This window comes from Burkholderia sp. E168m15 (genome assembly GCF_016586105.1).
GTDB lineage: Bacteria > Pseudomonadota > Gammaproteobacteria > Burkholderiales > Burkholderiaceae > Burkholderia > Burkholderia orbicola.
The window spans coordinates 1-19,924 of the sequence record NZ_BCPO01000094.1 but is presented as its reverse complement, the minus strand read 5'-3'; the positions used below and the strand labels follow the sequence as shown (position 1 = coordinate 19,924).

Here is a 19,924-nt window from a genome sequence, read left to right as displayed (position 1 = left end):
CGCGCTGGGGTGATGCTCAGCCCAGCGTGTATCCGTCGAGCACGGCGGCGACGATTGCTTCCGGCGCATCCTCCTGAACCAGATGGCCCGCGTGCGGGACCCGGATCAACTGGCCGTCCGCGATGCGATCGGCGAGCGCCTGCCCTTGTTCGAGCGGAATCCACACGTCGTCCTCGCCCCACACGATGCGCACCGGAAAGTCCGGCGGCGCGTAGCGGGCCTCCGCTTCCTCGATGTAGCGCTGGCGCATCTGCGCGATCTGGCGATAGAACGCGGCCTGGCCGGCCGACGTGAGCCACGGCTCGCGGTAGATCGACAGCACGTCGTCGCTCAACGGCCGTGCGACTGCCTGGCCGATATACGTCGACACGAGCGCATGGTGTGCGTACGCGGGCAAGCCGGTGAACGCAGCTTCGTGCTGCGCGACGTGGCGCACGAACGGCGAGCCTTGCGGCGCGATCGCGACCGGGTTCACGAGCGTCAGATCCGCATACGCGATGCCGTCGAGAAAATGCGCGCGCAGCACGGTTGCGCCGCCGTAGTCGTGCGCGAGCACGCGCGGCCGCGCCAGTTTCCATTCATTCAGCAGCGCGCCGAACAGCACGTTCTGGCAACCCAGCGACACGTCCGCATCCGGCATGTCGGACTGGCCGTAGCCGAGCAGGTCGTAGAAGTACACGCGATGGCGTCGCGCGAGCCACGGCGCGATCCGGCGCCAGACCTGCGACGAAAACGGCGTGCCGTGCACGAGGACGAGCGGCGGGCCTTCGCCGAGCGTGCCCCATGCAATCCGGTGGCCTTCGAAATTGAAGCGGTTCGGGAGTTCGAGCATCGGCTTCTCCGTGATAACCTGTTTCGGTTGTTAACAGGTTACGCCGGATTCTCCGGATGTGAAACCGATAGGCGAAAATAAATGGTTACTCGATCCGACCCGGCGCGACCCGGGTACGAATGGCGTGAGACCGATTTCATCGGCGGCCATCCGGCGCTCGACTTTCTCAATACGGTGGCCGACACGGGCAAGACGCGCGACGAGGACAAACTCGTCGACTGGCCGGCCGTGCGGGCGTGGGCCGGGAAAGCGGGATTGCTGGCGCCCGACGATCTGGCGCGGCTGCTGCGTCATCCGCGCCAGGACGGCCCGGATGAACTGGCGGCGCTGCGCCGCTTTCGCGACGACGCGTACGTCGCGATCGCGCATCTGACGGCCGAAGGCGGCGGCAGCGCGGGCGCGCGCGCGGCGGAGCGGCTCGCGGTGGCGATCCGCGACGCGATCGGGCGCAGCGCATTCGACGCGGTCGGCGGCCGCTTCGCGTGGCGGCCCGATGCACGGGCCGCGTCGCGCTGGGTCGATGCGGTCGCGCTCGGTTTCGAACATCTGATGCGCAGCGACGATTTCGCGCGCGTGCGGCAATGTGGTCGGTGTACGTGGTTCTTCGTCGATCGCGGCCGCGGCGTGGGGCGGCGGTGGTGCGACATGCGCACGTGCGGGAATCGCGCGAAGGTGGAGGCGTTCAGGGAGCGGTGATGCGCGCGTCGCGACGATTGCCGTGCCGCGCGCGCGTCATTGAGCGGCCTCGTGCGGACGGTGATCGGGCCATAACGTCGCGGCGACGAACAGCCCCGCTGCCAGGAACGGCGCACCGATCGCGAACAGGATGGCCGTGAGGCCCCAGCGATCCCAGAAGCGGTCGACGAGCGCGCGCTCGGGCGTGACGGGGTCGTACAGCACGTTGACCGCGTCGCCTTCGTGCAGCCCCGGGTGCGACGACGCCGAGCCCTGGGCGAACGTGATGAGTCGCCCGCTGTCGGTCGTGAATGCGACGACGGCCGAATACAGCGCCGTGCGCGACCGCGACGACCGCCCGTTTTTCGCGATCTCGACGACGTGGCCGGTCGAACGCGCATAGTGGTGGACGATTTGCCACTGATGCAGGCCGGCCGCGCCGGCGCCGGCGAGGAAGCCCGTGCCGATCGCGATCGGAATCAGCACGATCGCGACATCCCAGCGGCGCCGTGCCGGCTTGCGTGCGACGCGGCGTGGTGCCGGGTCCGATTGCCGTCGGCGGCGCTCGCTGGCGATCAGCAGCCCGCCGATCGCGAACGACGCGACGGCGAGCAGCGCCGGCACGGCCACCGGAAACCAGCGTTGCGTGAAATCGTCGATCAGCGCGGGGCGCTCGGGATGCTCGGGGTCGAGCAGGACGTCGACGTTTTCGCCGATGTCGTATGCGGGGACCGTCGATGCGGTATTGCCGGCGACTTCGCGGCGCTGGCCGTCGTTCGCGAGGTAGGCGACGATCGGCCGGTACGCGCGCATCGCATCGCTGTCCTGGACGATCCGCACGACCGTGCCCGGCGCGCGGACCAGATGGCCGGGTTCCCGGCCGGCCGTGACGGCGAGTACGCCGGCCAGCACGAACAGGACGACACCGATCGTCAGCGCGATCAGCGCGTCCTTACCCGGCATGGCGCGATCCGGTTCGTGCGTCGCGCGGCTTCGGGTGTGCCCCGGTGAACGGCCCATCGCGACGGACGGGCCGATATTGACGCAACCATGCCCTCTGAATGGTCGCGTCTCGTTCACATGCTTCCATGTCTGACGTCCCATGTTCTCTCAGTGCCGGCGGGCAAACGACGATGCTTGGCGCCGGTCGTGTGATATTTGTCGGACGATTCTAGCGGAAACGATGGGCGGCAGGCGTGCGGTTGCATACCGCCGCGAAGGGTGCGCGTCGCACTCGCGACGCGCCAAAACGGAAAAGGCCGGTCAGCTTTCGCTGACCGGCCTTTGAAATTCCTGGTGGGGCGTGAGTGACTCGAACACTCGACCTACGGATTAAGAGTCCGCTGCTCTACCAACTGAGCTAACGCCCCCAACAGAAGAAAGATTATGCCGGGGTTTTCAGGACATGGCAAGCCCTTTGTGCGAATTTCCTGAAAATATTTCGTCAAGACAACGGCGGTTGCCAGCGCGGTAACGAGCGATCGCAGTTCGCGCGCTCCCGGTATGATGACGCCACACGCGTTGCGCGGCGGTCGCGCAACGCTTTCTGGACATCGAAGATGGACGAAAACGCAGTCCGCGAATTGCTGGATCGCCTGCTGGCCCCGTGGGTCCGCTCGCTGGGTCTGGTCCCCGTGTCGATCGGCGATGACAGCGTCACGCTGCGCCTGCCGTTTTCCGGCGAGTTCCGTCATTCGGGCGGCATCATCTGCGGCCAGGTGTTCACGGCGGCCGCCGACACCGCGATGGTGGTCGCGATCTCGGCCGCGCTCGGCGAATTCCGGCCGATGACGACGGTGTCGCTGAACACCAACTTCATGCGTCCCGTGCGCAAGGGCGACGTGCTCGTCACCGCGCGCGTGCTGCGAATGGGCCGCAACCTCGTGTTCGGCGAAGTCGAGCTGTTCGACGAGGACGGCAAGATGGCCGTCCACGCGACGTCGACCTACGCGCTCGTCAGCTGAGCGGCGCGATGTTCGACCAGATCGTCTTTGCGGGCGGCGGCAATCGCTGCTGGTGGCAGGCCGGCTTCTGGGATGTCGCACAGCCGGCCCTCGCCCTGCGCCCGCGCGTGATCACCGGCATCTCGGCCGGCGCGGCCACCGCCTGCATGCTGTATACGCGCGACGCCGCATGGGTGATGCGCTATTACGAAGAGGCGCTGCGCCACAACCGGAAGAATGCCTACTGGGGCAACCTGTTCGGGCGCGAGCCCGTGTTTCCGCATTACCGGATCTATCGTCAGGCGCTGCTCGACATCTACGGCGAGCCGTTCGCGCAGCTCGCCGCGGCGCCGGAGATCCGCATCGGCGTGTCGCACGTGCCGCGCTGGCTCGGTGCGCGCAGCGCGGTCGCGGCCGGCCTCGTCGCATACAACATCGAGAAGTACGTGCGCAAGACGCTGCACCCGACGCTCGGGCGCACGCTCGGGTTTCGCCCCGAATTCGTGCGGGCGCAGGCCTGCACGCACGTCGACGAACTCGCCGACCTGATCCTGCAGTCGTCCTGCACGCCGCCGTTCACGCCGGTGCTGCGGCGTGGCGGCCGGCCGGTGCTCGACGGCGGGATGGTCGACAACGTGCCGGTCGATGCGCTCGATCCGTCGCCGGGCGACGTGCTGGTGCTGGTCACGCGGCTGTATCCGCGTCCGCAGATGTTCACGGTCGCGCATGGCGACCAGCGGCGGCTGTACGTGCAGCCGTCGAGCAAGGTGCCGATTTCGAGCTGGGATTACACGAGCCCGTCGCAGATGCGGCATGCGTACGATCTCGGGCGGCGCGACGGTGAGCACTTCCTCACGCGGGTCGGCGCGATGACGGGCGGCCGCGTGGCCGCCTGACGAGCGGGAATGAAAGGGGGCCGCGCGACGCGCGCAGCCCGTGCGATCAGCGCTTGCGGATCGGCGTCAGCGCTTCCGGGTTGGCGACGCTCGACATGTCGCCGTCGTCGAACGCGAGAATGTTGCGGAATGCGGCACTGAAATACAGTTCGTAGCTTTCGCGCTCGACGTAGCCGATGTGCGGCGTGCAGATCACGTTTTCCATCCGCAGCAGGCTGTAGCCCTGCAGGATCGGCTCGCTTTCGAACACGTCGATCGCGACCATGCCCGGCCGGTTGTGCGACAGCGCGTTGACGAGCGCGTTTTCCTCGAGCAGCTCGGCGCGGCTCGTGTTGACGAGCAGCGACGTCGGCTTCATCCGCATCAGGTCTTCCTGCTTCACGATGCCGCGTGTGTCGTCGTGCAGGCGCAGGTGCAGCGACAGCACGTCGCTTTGCTCGAACAGCGCTTCGCGGCTCTCGGCGGCCGTGTAGCCGTCGGCGCGCGCGGCTTCGAGCGAATGCTCGCGGCCCCAGATCAACACGTTCATCCCGAACGCCTTGCCGTAGCCGGCGACGAGCCGGCCGATCTTGCCGTAGCCCCAGATGCCGAGCGTCTGGCCGCGCAGCACCTGGCCGAGGCCGAAGTTCGGCGGCAGCGCCGACGTCTTCAGGCCCGACTGCTGCCACGCACCCTGCTTCAGGTTCGCGACGTACTGCGGAATGCGGCGCTGGGCGGCCATCACGAGCGCCCAGGTCAGCTCGGCCGGCGCGACCGGCGAACCGGTGCCTTCGAGCACCGCGACGCCGCGGTCGGTACACGCGTCGAGATCGATATGGCTCGACACGCGGCCGGTCTGGCTGATCATGCGCAGGTTCGGCAGCTTGGCGAGCAACTGGGACGTAATCGGGGTCCGTTCACGAATCAGCACGAGCGCCTCGACTTCCGCCAGACGGCTGGCGAGCTGTCCGAGGCCGCGCACCGTATTGTTGAAGACCTTTACGTCGTGGCCGGCGAGCATCTCGAAGCAGTTCAGCTTGCGGACGGCGTCCTGGTAGTCGTCGAGGATGGCAATTTTCATGGTGAACGGGGTGTCGCGCGTTGAAAGCGGGGCCGTGGCGGCGGCGCACCTTGCGCACCCGTCCCGCCCGGCCGGGGCCGACATGATGCTACGTCGGCTGCCTCCATGGTGTCTTTTTAACAGGTTGTTACGCTCCGCCGCAATCAGCGCCAGCCACACCCGGCGCCGCTCCCGCGCGGTGCAACAGGGTGCGCTGTTGTGTCGCATCAAATATGTCCTTCCTGATTCGGCCATTTACTCGACGAGGTTCACCCAATTGTTGCTCTCGGCAGAATAATTGGATCAACTATCCGCAGAGGCCGAGGATTTTTGACTATTTTTATCGTCAACCGGCCCCTTGTTGAGCAACTCTGCATCATTTCCGCTGTCGTAGGAGAATTACGCATTTGCTTCATCTTTTTGAAGTTGTAACAGCGGCAGGAGTCGTTTATGGATCATTTGCAGTCGATGCGCGTGTTCGTCAAGGTTGCAGATCTCGGCAGTTTCGCGCGGGCCGCGAGCGCAATGGATATCTCCAACGCGGTCGCGACGCGCCACGTCGCCGATCTGGAAGGCCGGCTCGGCACGCGTTTGCTTAACCGCACCACGCGCAGCCTCTCCCTGACGGAGTCGGGTCAGGTCTATCTGGAGCGTGCCCGCCAGATCCTCGACGAGCTCGAGGATGTCGAGCAGATGGTCGTCGCACGCAATCACGAGCCGGTCGGCACGCTGCGCATCGTCGCGCCGGTGGTGTTCGGCCTGCACAACCTCGCCCCCGTGCTGCAGTCGTACACGGAGAATTTCCCGAAGGTGGTGCCCGATCTCACGCTGGTCGACCGGCAGGTCGATCTGGTCGAGGAAGGTTTCGACGTCGGCATCGTCGTCACGCGCCAGATGCGTAGCGCGAGCATCGTCACGCGGCGCCTGACCACCGGTTGCATGACCGTGTGCGCGACGCCGAGCTATCTGGAAAAGCACGGCGTGCCGACGCATCCGGAACAGCTCGCCGAGCATCCGGCGCTGAGCCTGCCGACCGAATACTGGGGCGACGAGCGCGTGTTCACGGGGCCGGACGGCGAAGTGCGCGTGCGCCCGACCAACGTGATCGTCGCGAACAACACCGCGATGCTGCGCCAGTTCGCGTTGCTCGGGATGGGTGTCGCGATCCTGCCGAGCTACCTGATCGGCAGCGACATCGCGCGCGGCGCGCTCGTGCGGCTGCTGCCGGATTTCCGGCTGCCGCAGGTCGAGATCAACATCGCCTATCCGAGCCGGCGCCATCTGCCGGCGAAGGTGCGCACGTTCATCGACCATCTCGTCGAGCATTTCAGCCACTCGACCGACGCGATGATGGGCGAACAGTGGGCCGCGCAGAGCGCGACGCTGCCGCCGATCGGCGTCGAGATGCGCGCCGAGCAGCCCGAATCGACCGATCCGAACCTGCAGCCGCGTCTGGCGCGCTCGCCGCGCACGCGCGCAGCGGTGCCGTCGCCGCTGTAACGGCGCTGCGGCCCGGGCCGGCAGCGCTACAGCCGGCACAAAGAAAAAACGCGGATCGATCGATCCGCGTTTTTTTATGGCTGCGTGCCGGAGCCGGGCGCGCCGCAAGCGGCGCCCGGCGGCCGGGCCGTCACGAACCCGTCTTGCGCGCCGTCGTCTTGCGGGCGGCGGTCTTGCGGGCCGGTGCCGGTTTCTCTTCGGCGCCTTCCGTCACGGTTTCGGCATCCTTCGTCGCCGATTTGGCCGTCTTCTTCGCGGCGGCGGCTTTCGGTTCCTTCTTCTCGAACTCGAAACCGATCTTGCCGTCCGGCTGCTTCACGAGGAACGCCTTGAAGTTGCGGCCGGTACGCGACGACTTGAAGTTCGGCAGCAGATCCGTGCGGCCGTCGGCGAGCAGCTTGCCCATCTGCTCGCGCGTGATTTCCTGCTGCAGGATCACCTTGCCCGAGCGGAAGTCGCAGGTCTTCGGGTTCGCCACCGAGTGTTCGCACACGTAGCTCATCCCGTGCTCGAACACGCGGCCCTTGCACTTCGGGCACGCGCCGACCGGCTCCTGCGCGGAGAAGTCGGGCGCTTCGCCTTCCTCGCCGCCCTGGTCCTGGCCGAAATCGAACTCGAGCTTGTAGTTCTTCGTCTCGTCGTCGAAGGACAGCTTGAGGATCGCCGAGAACGGGCGGCCCATCTTGCTGCGGAACCCGGACAGCGGCCCGATTTCCTTCTTCTGCAGCAGCTCTTCGACTTCCGGGATCTCGAACTGCCGGCTGCCCGGGATCTTCGAGATCGAGAAGTCGCATTTCGTGCACGCGAAGCGGCGGTAGTTTTCCTTCACCTGGCCGCCGCAATTCGGGCACGGTGTCTCGAGCGTCGCGTAATCGCCGGGGATCGTGTCGGAATCGTATTCCTTCGCGCGCTTGACGATCTGCTGCGTCATGCGGGCGATTTCCTGCATAAACGCGTCGCGGCCGAGATTGCCGCGCTCCATCTGCGACAGCTTGTATTCCCATTCGCCGGTGAGCTCGGGCGCCGTGAGTTCCTTCACGCCGAGGCCGCGCAGCAGCGTCATCAGCTGGAATGCCTTCGCGGTCGGGATCAGTTCGCGACCTTCGCGCAGCAGGTACTTTTCGCCGAGCAGGCCTTCGATGATCGCCGCACGCGTGGCCGGCGTGCCGAGGCCCTTCGCGGCCATCGCCTCGCGCAGCTCGTCGTCCTCGACCAGCTTGCCCGCGCCTTCCATCGCGGACAGCAGCGTCGCTTCCGAGTAGCGTGCGGGCGGCTTGGTCACGAGCGCGACGGCGGCGATCTCGTCGGTCTTCACCTTCTCGTCCTTCTGCACCGGCACGAGGTTCGCGTCCGCGCCTTCGGCGTCGCGGCCGTACACCTGCAGCCAGCCCGGCTCGACCAGCACCTTGCCTTCGGTCTTGAAGTGATGGCCGGCGACTTCGGTGATCCGGGTCGTCACGCGGAATTCGGCCGCCGGGAAGAACACGGCGAGGAAGCGCTTCACGACGAGGTCGTACAGCTTCTGCTCGGGCTCGGACAGCGCCTTCGGCGCCTGGAGCGTCGGGATGATTGCAAAGTGGTCGCTGATCTTCGAGTTGTCGAAGATCCGCTTGTTCGGCTTCACCCAACCCTTGTCGAGCACCTGCTTCGCGTGCGGCAGGTAGTTGTTGCTCTCCTTGAGCATCTCGAGCGTGGACTGCACGGTCGACAGGTAGTCTTCCGGCAGCGCGCGCGCGTCGGTACGCGGGTAGGTCAGTACCTTGTGCTTTTCATACAGCGCCTGCGCGAGACCGAGCGTGTTCTTCGCGGAGAAGCCGAAACGGCCGTTCGCTTCGCGCTGCAGGCTCGTCAGATCGAACAGCAGCGGCGACAGTTGCGTCGACGGCTTCGATTCCTCGGACACCGTGCCGATCTGGTCGCGGCAGGCGGCGACGATCGTCTCGGCAGCCGGCAGGCTCCACAGACGGGAGTCGCGCTTTTCCGGATCGAATTCGTCGCGCTTGAATTTCGGGTCGTACCACTTCCCTTCGTAGAAGCCGCTCGCGCACGCGAATTCGGCCTTCACTTCCCAGTAGTCGCGCGGGATGAAGCGGCGGATTTTCTCTTCACGTTCGACGACGATCGACAACGTTGGCGTCTGAACCCGGCCGACGGTGGTCAGGAAGAAGCCGCCGCCCTTGCTGTTGAACGCGGTCATCGCGCGGGTGCCGTTGATCCCGACGAGCCAGTCGGCTTCCGAGCGGCAGCGTGCGGCGTCGGCGAGCGGCTGCATGTCCGTGTCGCTGCGCAGGTTCGCGAAACCGTCGCGAATCGCCTGCGGCGTCATCGATTGCAACCACAGGCGCTGGACTGGCTGTTTCGCCTTCGCGTGCTGCGCGATCAGGCGGAAAATCAGCTCGCCCTCGCGCCCCGCGTCACATGCGTTGATCAGGCGGTCGACGTCCTTGCGCTTCATCAGCTTCGTGAGCACCTTGAGGCGCGACTCGCTTTTTGCGATCGGGTTCAGGTCGAAATGCGGGGGAATGACGGGCAGATGCGCGAAGCTCCATTTCCCGCGTTTGACCTCGTACTCCTCCGGGGCGGCGATTTCCAGCAGGTGGCCGACAGCGGACGAAAGGACGAAATCGTCGCTCTCGTAATACTCGTCATGCTTGGTAAAGCCGCCCAAAGCGCGTGCGATGTCGTTCGCGACAGAAGGCTTTTCCGCAATGATCAGTGCTTTGGACATGACAGGTGTGTGTTGGTAGACCGGGTTCGCCCGGTTGTGGGTCCCTTTTACGACCGCTTTATAGCACACGCCGCAGCGACGGCGGCTCGGCGTGTAAAAAGCGGCTCATCATAGAGGGGGGCTGCAATGGCGGCAAGCGCCCGGCGCGGCGGGCCGCGCCAGCCTGCGCAAAACCGCCGGGCGGGCCCGCGAATTCAGGCTTCGACGTTCAGGATGTCGCGCAATTTCGGTGCGTGCGGCGCACCGGGCACCGCACTCAGGTCGGACAGCATGCGCTCGACGATCGCCGCGTGCGGCAGCACCGTGCCAAAGAAGCGGGCGGTGTGGGCATCCTCGATCAGGATGGTCGGGAAATTCTCGACGTCGAGATCGTCGAGGCGGTCGGCATGGGTTTCGATGTCGATCCAGGCGAAGCAGGCGTCCGGATGCGCATCGGCGAGCTGGTCGAAGGCGCTCCGGTAGTCGCGGCACGTGCCGCACCACTCGGCGCACAGGCAGGCGACCAGCAACGTGCCGGGATCGGCGAGGCGCTCGGCGATCCGATCTGCATCGGTGTCGAGATTCAGCGCGGGCATGGAATTCCTTGGGTAGCGTCGGCGGTCGGGCCGCCCCTATGCCGGGGAATGTAGCACGCCCCGCGCAGAGGGGGTGGGCGCGGCGTCAAGCCGCGCGAAGCGTCCGCCGGCGACGCTCGCGACGCGGCCGGTCAGTTCCAGCGAGAGCAGCGCGCCATGCAGCACGTCGTCGGACAGGCCGCTGTGCTCGGCCAGCCATTCGTACGTCACGGGGCCGTATCCCAGCGCGGCGAGCACCGCCTGTTCCGACGGGGTGCCTGGTGGAGCGGCTTCGATGGAGGCCGGCGCGGTGTTCGCGGCAGGGCGACCCGCTTGCGCGATGCCGGCAGCTTCGGGTTCGCGGATCTCGTCGGCATTCGGGCCCTGATTACCGGCTCGCATTGCGCCGCTCGTTGCGCGCGCCGCCGGTTCGCCCAGCCCGTATTCCTCGAGCACGTCGAGCGGCGCCGCGGTGAGCTTCGCGCCGTCGCGGAGCAGCGCGTGGCAGCCCTGCGCGAGCGGCGCGTGGATCGAACCGGGCATCGCGAACACATCGCGCCCCAATTCGTTCGCGAGCCGCGCGGTGATCAGCGAGCCCGAGCGCGGGGCGGCCTCGACGACGAGCGCGCCGATCGCGAGCGCGGCGATCAGCCGGTTGCGCTGCGGGAAATGCGCGGCGCGCGCCGGCGTGCCGAGCGGCCATTCCGACACGATCGCGCCGTGTGCGGCGATCTCGTGCGCGAGCGCGCGGTGTCGCGCCGGGTAGACGAGATCGGCGCCCGTCGCGATCACCGCGACGGTGCCCGAGCGGCCGTCGAGCCCGCCGCGATGCGCGGCGCCGTCGATCCCGAGTGCGAGGCCCGAGACGATCGTGAGGCCCGCGTCGGACAACACGTGGGCGAAATGCGTGGCGTCGGCGAGCCCCTGCGGCGTCGCATGGCGGCTGCCGACCACCGCGAGGCCGCGTGCGTGCAGCAGGTCGAGCTGCCCCTTTACATATAGCAGCGGCGGCGGATCGTGCAGATCGCGCAGCCGCGGCGGGTAGGCCGGATCGCTCAGCGTGACGAGCACGTTGCCCGGCCCGTCGAGCCACGCGAGCACGGCGTCGGTGCGCGTATCGAGACCGTCGCGCTCGCTCGCACGCACGGCCTGCGCGGCGGCGGGGGTGGCCACGGCGGCGATCGCCTCGTCGGGCGCGCGCAGTAACGCGTCCGGCGAGCCGAAAGCCGCGAGCAGCACCTGCAGCACGGCGGGCGAGAGACCGGGCGCATGCGCGAGCTGCAGCCAGGCGCGCAGCGCGGCGGGCGTCAGCGCTTGCGGGGACATGAGGCGGCCCTCGAATGCGGCGGCCAGCGGAGCGCGTGGCGCCATGATAAAATTTTCATCATCCGAAATACTCGACAGGGCCGTGCGCGCAGGCACGCGGCCGATTGCAGGAGGCGCGATCCGCGGCATTGATATGCCACGCATCCGCCTCATCTTCATTGCATCCCGGCGGCGGCGCCAGCCGGCCGGATGGCCGATGCGGCACGCCGCTCCACCGAATACCGAATACCATGGCATTGCTCAATATTCTTCATTACCCCGACAAGCGGCTGCACAAGGTCGCGAAGCCCGTCGACAAGGTCGACGACCGGATCCGCAAGCTCGTCGCCGACATGGCCGAGACCATGTACGCGGCGCCCGGCATCGGCCTGGCGGCCACGCAGGTCGACGTGCACGAGCGCGTGATCGTGATCGACGTCTCCGAAGAGAAGAACGAGCTGCGCGCGTTCATCAACCCGGAGATCGTGTGGTCGAGCGACGCGAAGCAGACCTATGAAGAAGGCTGCCTGTCGGTGCCCGGCATCTACGACGAAGTCGAACGCCCCGACCACGTGCGCGTGCGTGCGCTCAACGAGCAGGGCGAGACGTTCGAGCTCGACTGCGAAGGCCTGCTCGCCGTGTGCGTCCAGCACGAGATGGATCACCTGATGGGCCGCGTGTTCGTCGAATATCTGTCGCCGCTCAAGCAGACGCGTATCAAGACGAAGATGAAGAAACTCGAACGCGCGATGTGATGCGCGTGCGCCCAGCCCGACCCCGAACGCTGTCATGACCCATACGTTGCGCGTGATTTTTGCCGGCACGCCGGAATTCGCCGCGGCTGCCCTTGCCGCGATCCACGAGGCCGGTTTCCCGGTGCCGCTCGTGCTCACCCAGCCCGATCGCCCGGCCGGGCGCGGGATGAAGCTTCAGGCGAGCGCCGTGAAGCGCTACGCGGTCGAGCACGGGATGGCCGTCGCGCAGCCGCCGTCGCTGCGTCGCGCGGGCAAGTACCCGGCGGAGGCGGCCGACGCGATCGAACTGCTGCGCACGACGCCGCACGACGTGATGGTGGTGGCCGCGTACGGCCTGCTGCTGCCGCAGGAAGTGCTCGATATCCCGCGCGCCGGCTGCATCAACATTCACGCATCGCTGCTGCCGCGCTGGCGCGGCGCGGCGCCGATCCATCGTGCGATCGAGGCAGGCGACGCCGAGACGGGCGTCACGCTGATGCAGATGGACGTCGGCCTCGACACCGGCGCGATGATCGAGGAGGCGCGCCTGCCGATCGCACCCGACGATACGACCGCGACGCTGCACGACCGCCTCGCCGCCGACGGCGCGCGGCTGATCGTCGACGCGCTCGTGCGGCTCGAGCGCGACGGGACGCTGCCGGCGACGCCGCAGCCGGCCGACGGCGTGACCTACGCCGAAAAGATCGGCAAGCACGAAGCGGCGCTCGACTGGCGCAAGCCTGCCGACGTACTCGCACGCCAGGTGCGTGCGTTCGACCCGTTCCCGGGCGGCGTTGCGACGCTCGACGGCGCGGCCATCAAGCTGTGGGCGGCCGAGCCCGTGGCGGCGCATGCCACGATTGCCAGCGCGGCGCCCGGCACGATCGTCGAAGCCGCGCCGGAAGGCGTGGTGGTCGCATGCGGCAGCGGCGCGCTGCGCGTCACCCAGCTGCAGAAGCCCGGCGGCAAGCGGCTGCCTGCACGCGAATTCCTCGCCGGTTCGCCGCTCGCCGCCGGCCAGCGTTTCGCGCTGCCCGACGTCGACTGACAGGCCTGAGCGCCATTCGACCCGGTCTGCCGGCCCGGCGCAACTGGCCGGACGGCCGAGTCGCGCGGGGCGGCAGGCACGCGTAGAATTTCCCTGCGCTCCCCGGTTTCGAGGTTTTCATGTTCGGCATCACCCATTTCGGCTTCTTCGTGTTCGCGGTCTTCCTGCTGAACATCACGCCCGGCCCCGATACGGCCTACATCGTCGGCCGCAGCGTCGCGCAGGGGCGCGACGCGGGGCTGATGTCGGCGTTCGGCATTTCGGCCGGCTGCTGCGTCCACGCGCTCGCCTGCGCATTCGGCCTGACCGCGCTGCTGGCCGCGTCGGCCACCGCGTTCACGGTGATCAAGCTGGTCGGCGCCGCGTACCTGATCTATCTCGGCGTGCGGATGATCATCGTGAAGCAGGCCACCGCGCCGTCGGGCGCCGCAGCCGCGCAGGCCGCGGCCGCCAAGCCGCTACGCCAGTTGTTCATGCAGGGTTTCTGGACCAACGTGCTGAATCCGAAGGTCGTGCTGTTCTTCGTGTCGTTCTTCCCGCAGTTCGTGTCGGCCGACAGTCCGCACAAGGCCTGGGCGTTCCTGACCCTCGGCGCGGTGTTCGTCGCGATGAGCACGGTCTGGACGAGCCTGGTTGCATGGGTGGCGGGCAGTGTCACGCAGCGATTTTCCGGCAAGCCGGGCGTCAGGAAGTGGCTCGATCGCACGGTCGGCAGCGCTTTCGTCGGGCTCGGCCTGCGTCTTGCCGCTTCGCAACGCTGAGATTGAATTTTTCCGGCAAGACCTTATCTAACAAATCGCTTACAATTTTCCGCCGTGCCCTGTGAGGTGCGGCGGGTCCCCTGACGGATAAGGAGTGGGTATGTTCAATTGGGTCAAAACGGCGATGCTGATGGCCGCGATCACGGCCCTGTTCATCGTGATCGGCGGGATGATCGGCGGCTCGCGCGGCATGACGATCGCGCTGCTGTTCGCGCTCGGCATGAATTTCTTCTCGTACTGGTTCTCGGACAAGATGGTGCTGCGCATGTACAACGCGCAGGAGGTCGACGAGAGCACGGCGCCGCAGTTCTACCGGATGGTGCGCGAGCTGGCCACGCGCGCGAACCTGCCGATGCCGCGCGTCTACCTGATCAACGAGGATGCGCCGAACGCGTTCGCGACGGGCCGCAACCCCGAACATGCGGCGGTCGCCGCGACGACGGGCATCCTGCGCGTGCTGTCGGAGCGCGAGATGCGCGGCGTGATGGCGCACGAACTCGCGCACGTGAAGCACCGCGACATCCTGATCTCGACGATCACCGCGACGATGGCGGGCGCGATCTCGGCACTCGCGAACTTCGCGATGTTCTTTGGCGGGCGCGACGAGAACGGCCGGCCGGCCAACCCGATCGCGGGGATCGCGGTCGCGCTGCTCGCCCCGATCGCAGGCGCGCTGATCCAGATGGCGATTTCGCGAGCCCGCGAGTTCGAAGCCGACCGCGGCGGCGCGCAGATTTCCGGCGATCCGCAGTCGCTCGCCACCGCGCTCGACAAGATCCATCGCTATGCGGCGGGCATCCCGTTCCAGGCGGCCGAGGCGCATCCGGCCACCGCGCAGATGATGATCATGAACCCGCTGCACGGCGGCGGCCTGCAGAACCTGTTCTCGACGCACCCGGCCACCGAGGAGCGCATCGCGCGCCTGATGGAGATGGCGCGCACCGGCCGCTTCGAGTGACCCCCGGCGACCCGCGCGGCTGCTGCCGCGTGGGGCCGCCCCGCCACCCCGCATGCTTCGCGCTGCGGGGTGTTTCATTTGTGCGCGCCGTAAAGGGGCCAAAGGGCCAGCATGGCCGCACGCTACAATGCGCGGTTTGGGATCGCCGGGCCATCGGCCGCCGCGATCCCGCCGTTTGCCGTATTTGTTTGCCGCACCTGATTGCCGCGCCTGCTTGCCGATTCCGCACCGATGACACGACCCCGTTCTTCCGCTCCGACTTCTTCCGGCCGCCCGGCGCGCCTGGCTGCGCTGCACCTGGCGCCCGATTCGCTCGGCTTCGCGCTCGACGCGGCCGCGCAGGCGGTCGACGCGGTGCGACGCGGTACCGCGTTGCCGGCGGCGCTGTCGACCGTATTCGCGCAGATGCCGTCCGGTGCGCAGGCGCTCGCGCGCGGCGCGACGCAGGACGTCGCCTACCGGACGATGCGTCGCCTCGGCAGCGCGGACTGGCTGATCGGCAAGTTCGTCAGCAAGGCGCCGCCCGCGCACGTGCACGCGGTGCTCGCCGGCGCGTTCGCGCTGCTGCTCGACCCGCCTGACGAGGCCGCGTACCCGGCGTTCACGGTGGTCGACCAGGCCGTCACCGTCATCGGTGCGCGCCGCGAATTCGCGTTCGCGAAGGGGATGGTCAACGCGGTGCTGCGCCGTTTCCTGCGCGAGCGCGACGCACTCGTCGCCGCGATGCAGGACGACCCGGTCGCACGCTGGAACTACCGCGCGTGGTGGGTCGATGCGGTGAAGCGCGCATGGCCCGATGCGTGGCAGGCGATTCTCGCGGCCGGCGAGCATCAGGGGCCGCTGACGTTGCGTGTGAATGCGCGCCGAGCGAGCGTCGATGCGTATCTCGACACGCTGCGCGCGAGCGGAATCGACGCGACCGCGATCGGCCGGCACGCGGTGCGGCTCGCGTCGGCGCTGCCGGTTGAGCGCATTCCGGGCTTCGCCGACGGCGTGGTGTCGGTGCAGGACGCCGGCGCGCAGCTCGCGGCCGAATGGCTCGGCGCGCGCGACGGCATGCGCGTGCTCGACGCGTGCGCGGCGCCCGGCGGCAAGACGGGCCATATTCTCGAACTCGCCGATGCGGAAGTCGTGGCGCTCGAAAGCGACGCGACGCGCGCGGCGCGCATCGGCGAGAATCTCGTGCGCCTGTCGCTCGCGGCGAACGTGTGCGTCGGCGATGCGGGCGCGCCGGACACCTGGTACGACGGGCGTCCGTTCGATCGCATCCTGGCCGACGTGCCGTGCTCGGCGTCCGGCATCGTGCGGCGGCACCCCGACATCCGCTGGCTGCGCCGCGAGGCCGACATCCCGGCGCTGGTCGCGGAGCAGCGTCGCATCCTGTCGGCGCTGTGGCCGCTCGTGAAGCCGGGCGGCGAACTGCTTTACGTGACCTGTTCGATCTTCCCGGAAGAAGGCGAATTGCAGGCCCGCTGGTTTGAAGCGGCCTGTGAAGATGCGGTACGATTGGACGCCCCCGGCCAACTGCTGCCGGGCAGCGTGCAGGGACGGGCGGCCGCCGGCGCACTCGACCAGAACACCGATCACGACGGATTTTTCTACGCGCGGTTTCAGAAACGGTGACGATCAAACACCTTTTTCCCTTTCGGCTCGCGGCCGTCCTGCTGGTCGCGTTGACGCTGTGCCTGGCCGTCGTCCGGCCGGCGCATGCCGAATCGATCGCCGTGCAGCGCGCATCGCTCCAGTCCGACGGCAGCGGCTGGAGCCTGGACGCGCGGTTCGACTTCGAGCTGAATCCGAACCTCGAGGATGCCGTCAACAAGGGCATCCCGCTTTACTTCACGACCGACTTCGAGCTGAGCCGCGCGCGCTGGTACTGGTTCGACGAGCAGCCGGTGGCGGTCACGCAGACGATCCGCCTGTCGTTCCAGCCGCTCACGCGCGAGTACCGCGTGTCGACGGGCGGCCTGCAGCTCGGCTTCCCGTCGCTGAAGGATGCGCTCGCGGTGGTCCGCCACATCACGTCGTGGCACGTGATCGACCGTAACCAGGTACGGGCAGGCGAAACCTACACGGCGTCGGTGCGGATGCAGCTCGACACGGCGCTGATGCCGAAGCCGTTCCAGGTCGATGCCGTGAACAACCGCGACTGGACGCTCGGGTCGGACTGGAAGCGCTTCAACTTCACGGTGACCGAACGTGCTAAATAAAGTACGCCGCGCGGCCAGCGGGAAGAGCCTCCTCATCCGCGTGATCGTCTCGACGGTCGCGATCACCGCACTGCTGCTGCTCGTGCTGCTCGCGGCCGCGAGCGCGAACACCGAATTCTTCGACCGCTACTACTCGTGGCTGTACGCGACGAACATCATCGTCGCGCTCGTGTTCCTGCTCGTGGTGCTCGGGCTGATCGGGATGATCGTCGTGCGCCTGAGGAAGGGCAAGTTCGGCACGCGGCTGCTCGCGAAGCTCGCGGTGTTCTTCGCGCTCGTCGGCGTGGTGCCGGGCGGGATCATCTACATCGTGTCGTACCAGTTCGTGTCGCGCAGTATCGAGTCGTGGTTCGACGTGAACGTCGAGACGGCGCTGACGGCCGGGCTGAACCTCGGCCGCGGGATGCTCGATGCGTCGCTGTCCGATCTGCAGACCAAGGCGCGGCTGATGTCCGACCAGCTCGCGAGCGTCGACGCGAACACGAACGGCACGACGCTCACGCTGCTGCGGCTGCGCGACCAGTTCGGCGTGCAGGACGCGACGATCGTCGAGCCGAGCCGCGGCGGCTCGGGCGCCGCGCCCGACCTGCACATCGTCGCGCAGGCGTCGGGCAATTTCGCGGCGCTGATTCCGGACGACCTGCCGACGCCGCTGATGCTGAGCCAGGCGCGCGAACACGGCGCGTATGCGGCGATCGAGGGCGAGGTCGACGGCGACCCGCGCGCGCATGGCGCGAAGGGCGCGCTGCGGTTGCGCGTCGTGCGGCCGATTCCCGATGCGACGACGTCGCTGCTGCAGCCGGCGGAGCGGTTCCTGCAGCTCACGCAGCCGGTGCCGCCCGGGCTCGCGCACAACGCGGACGCCGTGCAGCGCGCGTACCGCGAGTACCAGGAAAAGTCGCTCGGCCGCACGGGCCTGCGCAAGATGTACATCGGCACGCTGACACTCGCGCTGTTCCTCGCGACCTTCATCGCGATGATGCTCGCGCTCGCGCTCGGCCAGCAGCTCGCGCGGCCGCTGTTCCTGCTCGCGCAGGGCACGAAGGAGATCACGGAAGGCGACTACACGCCGAAGCGCGAGATCAAGACGCGCGACGAGCTCGGCTTCCTCACGCAGTCGTTCAACGCGATGACGCGCCAGTTGTCCGAGGCGCGGCTCGCGGTCGAGAAGAACCGCATCGCGCTCGAGCATTCGAAGACGTATCTCGAGAGCATCCTCGCGAACCTGACGGCCGGCGTGTTCGTGCTCGACCGCCAGTTCCGGCTGACGACGGCCAATCGCGGCGCCGAGCGGATCTTCCGGCAGCCGTTCAACTCGCTGATCGGCACGACGCTCGACCGGATCGGCGTGGCCGCCGGGTTCGGCGCGATGGTGCGCAAGGCATTCGCCGATCGCGAGGCGGCGTCCGACGGCGGCAGCGGCGATCGCGGCCACTGGCAGCAGCAGTTCGCGATCGAGGTGCCGGGCGAAACCGATCCGCTGACGCTGCTCGTGCGCGGCACGCGGCTCGTGTCGACTGTCGAGGGGCAGGCCGACGATCCGCAGACGTCCGGTTACGTCGTCGTGTTCGACGACATCTCCGACGTGATTTCCGCGCAGCGTTCGGTCGCGTGGGGCGAGGTCGCGCGGCGGCTCGCGCACGAGATCAAGAATCCGCTGACGCCGATCCAGCTGTCGGCCGAGCGGCTGCAGATGAAGCTGTCGGACAAGCTCGCGCCGCCCGACGCGGACGTGCTCAAGCGCGGCGCGACGATGATCGTGAACCAGGTGGCCGCGATGAAGCGGATGGTCGACGATTTCCGCGAATACGCGCGCACGCCGCCGGCGGTGCTCGCGAACCTGCAGTTGAACGAACTGGCGAGCGAGGTGCTCGGGCTGTACGGCGTCGGCGAAGGCAAGAGCCCGATCGTCGCCGAGCTCGCGCCGTCGCTGCCGGTAATTCGCGGCGATGCGACGCAATTGCGCCAGGTGATTCACAACCTGCTGCAGAATGCGCAGGATTCGGTCGCGGAGTCCGCGCATCCGCGTGTGTTGATCGAAACCAAGACAGTAGAATATGGCGACCCCGACGCCGAGGGCAAAACGCGCGTCGCGGTACGGCTTACCGTGTCCGACAACGGGCCCGGTTTTCCGGCACGCATCCTGACCCGCGCGTTCGAGCCTTACGTGACGACGAAGGCGAAGGGCACGGGGCTCGGGTTGGCCACGGTCAAGAAAATCGTTGACGAGCACGGCGCGCGGATCGATCTGCGCAATCGCATGCACGGCGAGACCGTCGAGGGTGCGCAGGTATCGATCCTGTTCCTGCAGATGGCGAGCGATACGCCAGGCGCCGAACCGGGTGCACAGGACGGGACGACTCCCGCCAAGACAAAAGCAAGTGAGCAGACAAAGGCAGCGTAAATGGCAACCATCCTGGTGGTAGATGATGAAATGGGCATCCGGGAATTGCTCTCGGAGATCCTCAGCGATGAAGGACATGTCGTCGAGGCGGCGGAGAACGCGCAGGCCGCGCGGGAATACCGGCTGAATCAGGCGCCCGATCTCGTGCTGCTCGATATCTGGATGCCCGATACCGACGGCGTCACGCTGCTCAAGGAATGGGCGGCGCAGGGGCTGCTGACGATGCCCGTGATCATGATGTCCGGGCACGCGACGATCGATACCGCCGTCGAGGCGACCAAGATCGGCGCGCTCGATTTCCTCGAAAAGCCGATCGCGCTGCAGAAGCTGCTGAAGT

General features: G+C 67.6%; 17 protein-coding genes, 1 tRNA gene and 1 pseudogene. 12 read left to right on the top strand and 7 right to left on the bottom strand.

Going from position 1 to position 19,924, the window contains the following annotated elements; all coding sequences use genetic code 11:
* Positions 1 to 16: 16 nt before the first annotated feature.
* Complete coding sequence (locus JMF86_RS15695) at positions 17 to 832, bottom strand: alpha/beta fold hydrolase (RefSeq protein ID WP_011694443.1); 816 nt, start codon at positions 830 to 832, stop codon at positions 17 to 19.
* An 81-nt stretch (positions 833 to 913) separates the two neighbouring features.
* Here JMF86_RS15695 and JMF86_RS15690 point away from each other — a divergent pair, with 81 nt between their 5' ends.
* Positions 914 to 1,528, top strand: a complete 615-nt coding sequence (locus JMF86_RS15690; protein ID WP_054928170.1) for a CGNR zinc finger domain-containing protein — start codon at positions 914 to 916, stop codon at positions 1,526 to 1,528.
* A gap of 36 nt (positions 1,529 to 1,564) precedes the next feature.
* Here JMF86_RS15690 and JMF86_RS15685 read toward each other — a convergent pair whose 3' ends face one another.
* Positions 1,565 to 2,611, bottom strand: coding sequence for a DUF3592 domain-containing protein (locus JMF86_RS15685; RefSeq protein WP_011546491.1), 1,047 nt, complete (start codon positions 2,609 to 2,611; stop codon positions 1,565 to 1,567).
* A gap of 190 nt (positions 2,612 to 2,801) precedes the next feature.
* Positions 2,802 to 2,877 (bottom strand) — tRNA-Lys (locus tag JMF86_RS15680).
* Positions 2,878 to 3,066: 189 nt separating this feature from the next.
* On the opposite strand from JMF86_RS15680, the gene JMF86_RS15675 reads away from it, so the two are divergent.
* Both JMF86_RS15675 and JMF86_RS15670 read left to right on the top strand, forming a co-directional pair.
* On the top strand, positions 3,067 to 3,471 hold the full coding sequence (locus tag JMF86_RS15675) for a PaaI family thioesterase (RefSeq protein ID WP_006477449.1): 405 nt from the start codon (positions 3,067 to 3,069) through the stop codon (positions 3,469 to 3,471).
* 8 nt (positions 3,472 to 3,479) lie between these two features.
* The gene (locus JMF86_RS15670) at positions 3,480 to 4,346 is read left to right on the top strand and encodes a patatin-like phospholipase family protein (RefSeq protein ID WP_006477451.1); all 867 of its coding nucleotides are present in this window, start codon (positions 3,480 to 3,482) and stop codon (positions 4,344 to 4,346) included.
* A 46-nt stretch (positions 4,347 to 4,392) separates the two neighbouring features.
* Here the strand turns inward: JMF86_RS15670 and JMF86_RS15665 are convergent, their stop codons facing one another.
* Positions 4,393 to 5,406, bottom strand: coding sequence for a D-2-hydroxyacid dehydrogenase family protein (locus JMF86_RS15665; protein ID WP_011546490.1), 1,014 nt, complete (start codon positions 5,404 to 5,406; stop codon positions 4,393 to 4,395).
* Between the two features lie 429 nt (positions 5,407 to 5,835).
* Between JMF86_RS15665 and JMF86_RS15660 the strand changes: the two genes are divergently transcribed.
* Positions 5,836 to 6,885, top strand: coding sequence for a LysR family transcriptional regulator (locus tag JMF86_RS15660; RefSeq protein ID WP_011546489.1), 1,050 nt, complete (start codon positions 5,836 to 5,838; stop codon positions 6,883 to 6,885).
* 130 nt (positions 6,886 to 7,015) lie between these two features.
* On the opposite strand, the gene JMF86_RS15655 is transcribed toward JMF86_RS15660, so the two are convergent.
* From JMF86_RS15655 to dprA, 3 genes are all read right to left on the bottom strand, one after another.
* Entirely contained in the window at positions 7,016 to 9,613 is a 2,598-nt protein-coding gene (locus JMF86_RS15655; RefSeq protein WP_011546488.1) for a DNA topoisomerase III, read from the bottom strand.
* A gap of 194 nt (positions 9,614 to 9,807) precedes the next feature.
* Positions 9,808 to 10,188, bottom strand: coding sequence for a thioredoxin family protein (locus JMF86_RS15650; RefSeq protein WP_006477457.1), 381 nt, complete (start codon positions 10,186 to 10,188; stop codon positions 9,808 to 9,810).
* Positions 10,189 to 10,224: 36 nt separating this feature from the next.
* Entirely contained in the window at positions 10,225 to 11,538 is a 1,314-nt protein-coding gene (dprA, locus tag JMF86_RS15645) for a DNA-processing protein DprA (protein WP_201317047.1), read from the bottom strand.
* 185 nt (positions 11,539 to 11,723) lie between these two features.
* On the opposite strand from dprA, the gene def reads away from it, so the two are divergent.
* The 8 genes and pseudogenes from def to esaR form a co-directional block, all read left to right on the top strand.
* Positions 11,724 to 12,227, top strand: a complete 504-nt coding sequence (gene def, locus JMF86_RS15640) for a peptide deformylase (protein ID WP_006485794.1) — start codon at positions 11,724 to 11,726, stop codon at positions 12,225 to 12,227.
* Positions 12,228 to 12,261: 34 nt separating this feature from the next.
* The gene (fmt, locus tag JMF86_RS15635) at positions 12,262 to 13,254 is read left to right on the top strand and encodes a methionyl-tRNA formyltransferase (protein WP_201317046.1); all 993 of its coding nucleotides are present in this window, start codon (positions 12,262 to 12,264) and stop codon (positions 13,252 to 13,254) included.
* A gap of 119 nt (positions 13,255 to 13,373) precedes the next feature.
* The gene (locus JMF86_RS15630; RefSeq protein WP_201317045.1) at positions 13,374 to 14,015 is read left to right on the top strand and encodes a LysE family translocator; all 642 of its coding nucleotides are present in this window, start codon (positions 13,374 to 13,376) and stop codon (positions 14,013 to 14,015) included.
* A 100-nt stretch (positions 14,016 to 14,115) separates the two neighbouring features.
* Positions 14,116 to 14,973, top strand: a complete 858-nt coding sequence (htpX, locus tag JMF86_RS15625; protein WP_023476430.1) for a zinc metalloprotease HtpX — start codon at positions 14,116 to 14,118, stop codon at positions 14,971 to 14,973.
* A gap of 231 nt (positions 14,974 to 15,204) precedes the next feature.
* Positions 15,205 to 16,596, top strand: a complete 1,392-nt coding sequence (rsmB, locus tag JMF86_RS15620) for a 16S rRNA (cytosine(967)-C(5))-methyltransferase RsmB (RefSeq protein ID WP_124622315.1) — start codon at positions 15,205 to 15,207, stop codon at positions 16,594 to 16,596.
* The gene (locus JMF86_RS15615; RefSeq protein ID WP_006477467.1) at positions 16,593 to 17,183 is read left to right on the top strand and encodes a DUF4390 domain-containing protein; all 591 of its coding nucleotides are present in this window, start codon (positions 16,593 to 16,595) and stop codon (positions 17,181 to 17,183) included. Before rsmB ends, JMF86_RS15615 begins: the two co-directional genes overlap by 4 nt.
* The gene (gene esaS / locus JMF86_RS15610) at positions 17,173 to 19,587 is read left to right on the top strand and encodes a sensor histidine kinase EsaS (RefSeq protein WP_011546482.1); all 2,415 of its coding nucleotides are present in this window, start codon (positions 17,173 to 17,175) and stop codon (positions 19,585 to 19,587) included. The genes JMF86_RS15615 and esaS overlap by 11 nt, the downstream gene beginning before the upstream one ends.
* Positions 19,588 to 19,924, top strand: a pseudogene (esaR, locus tag JMF86_RS15605) (response regulator transcription factor EsaR); the annotation flags it as partial.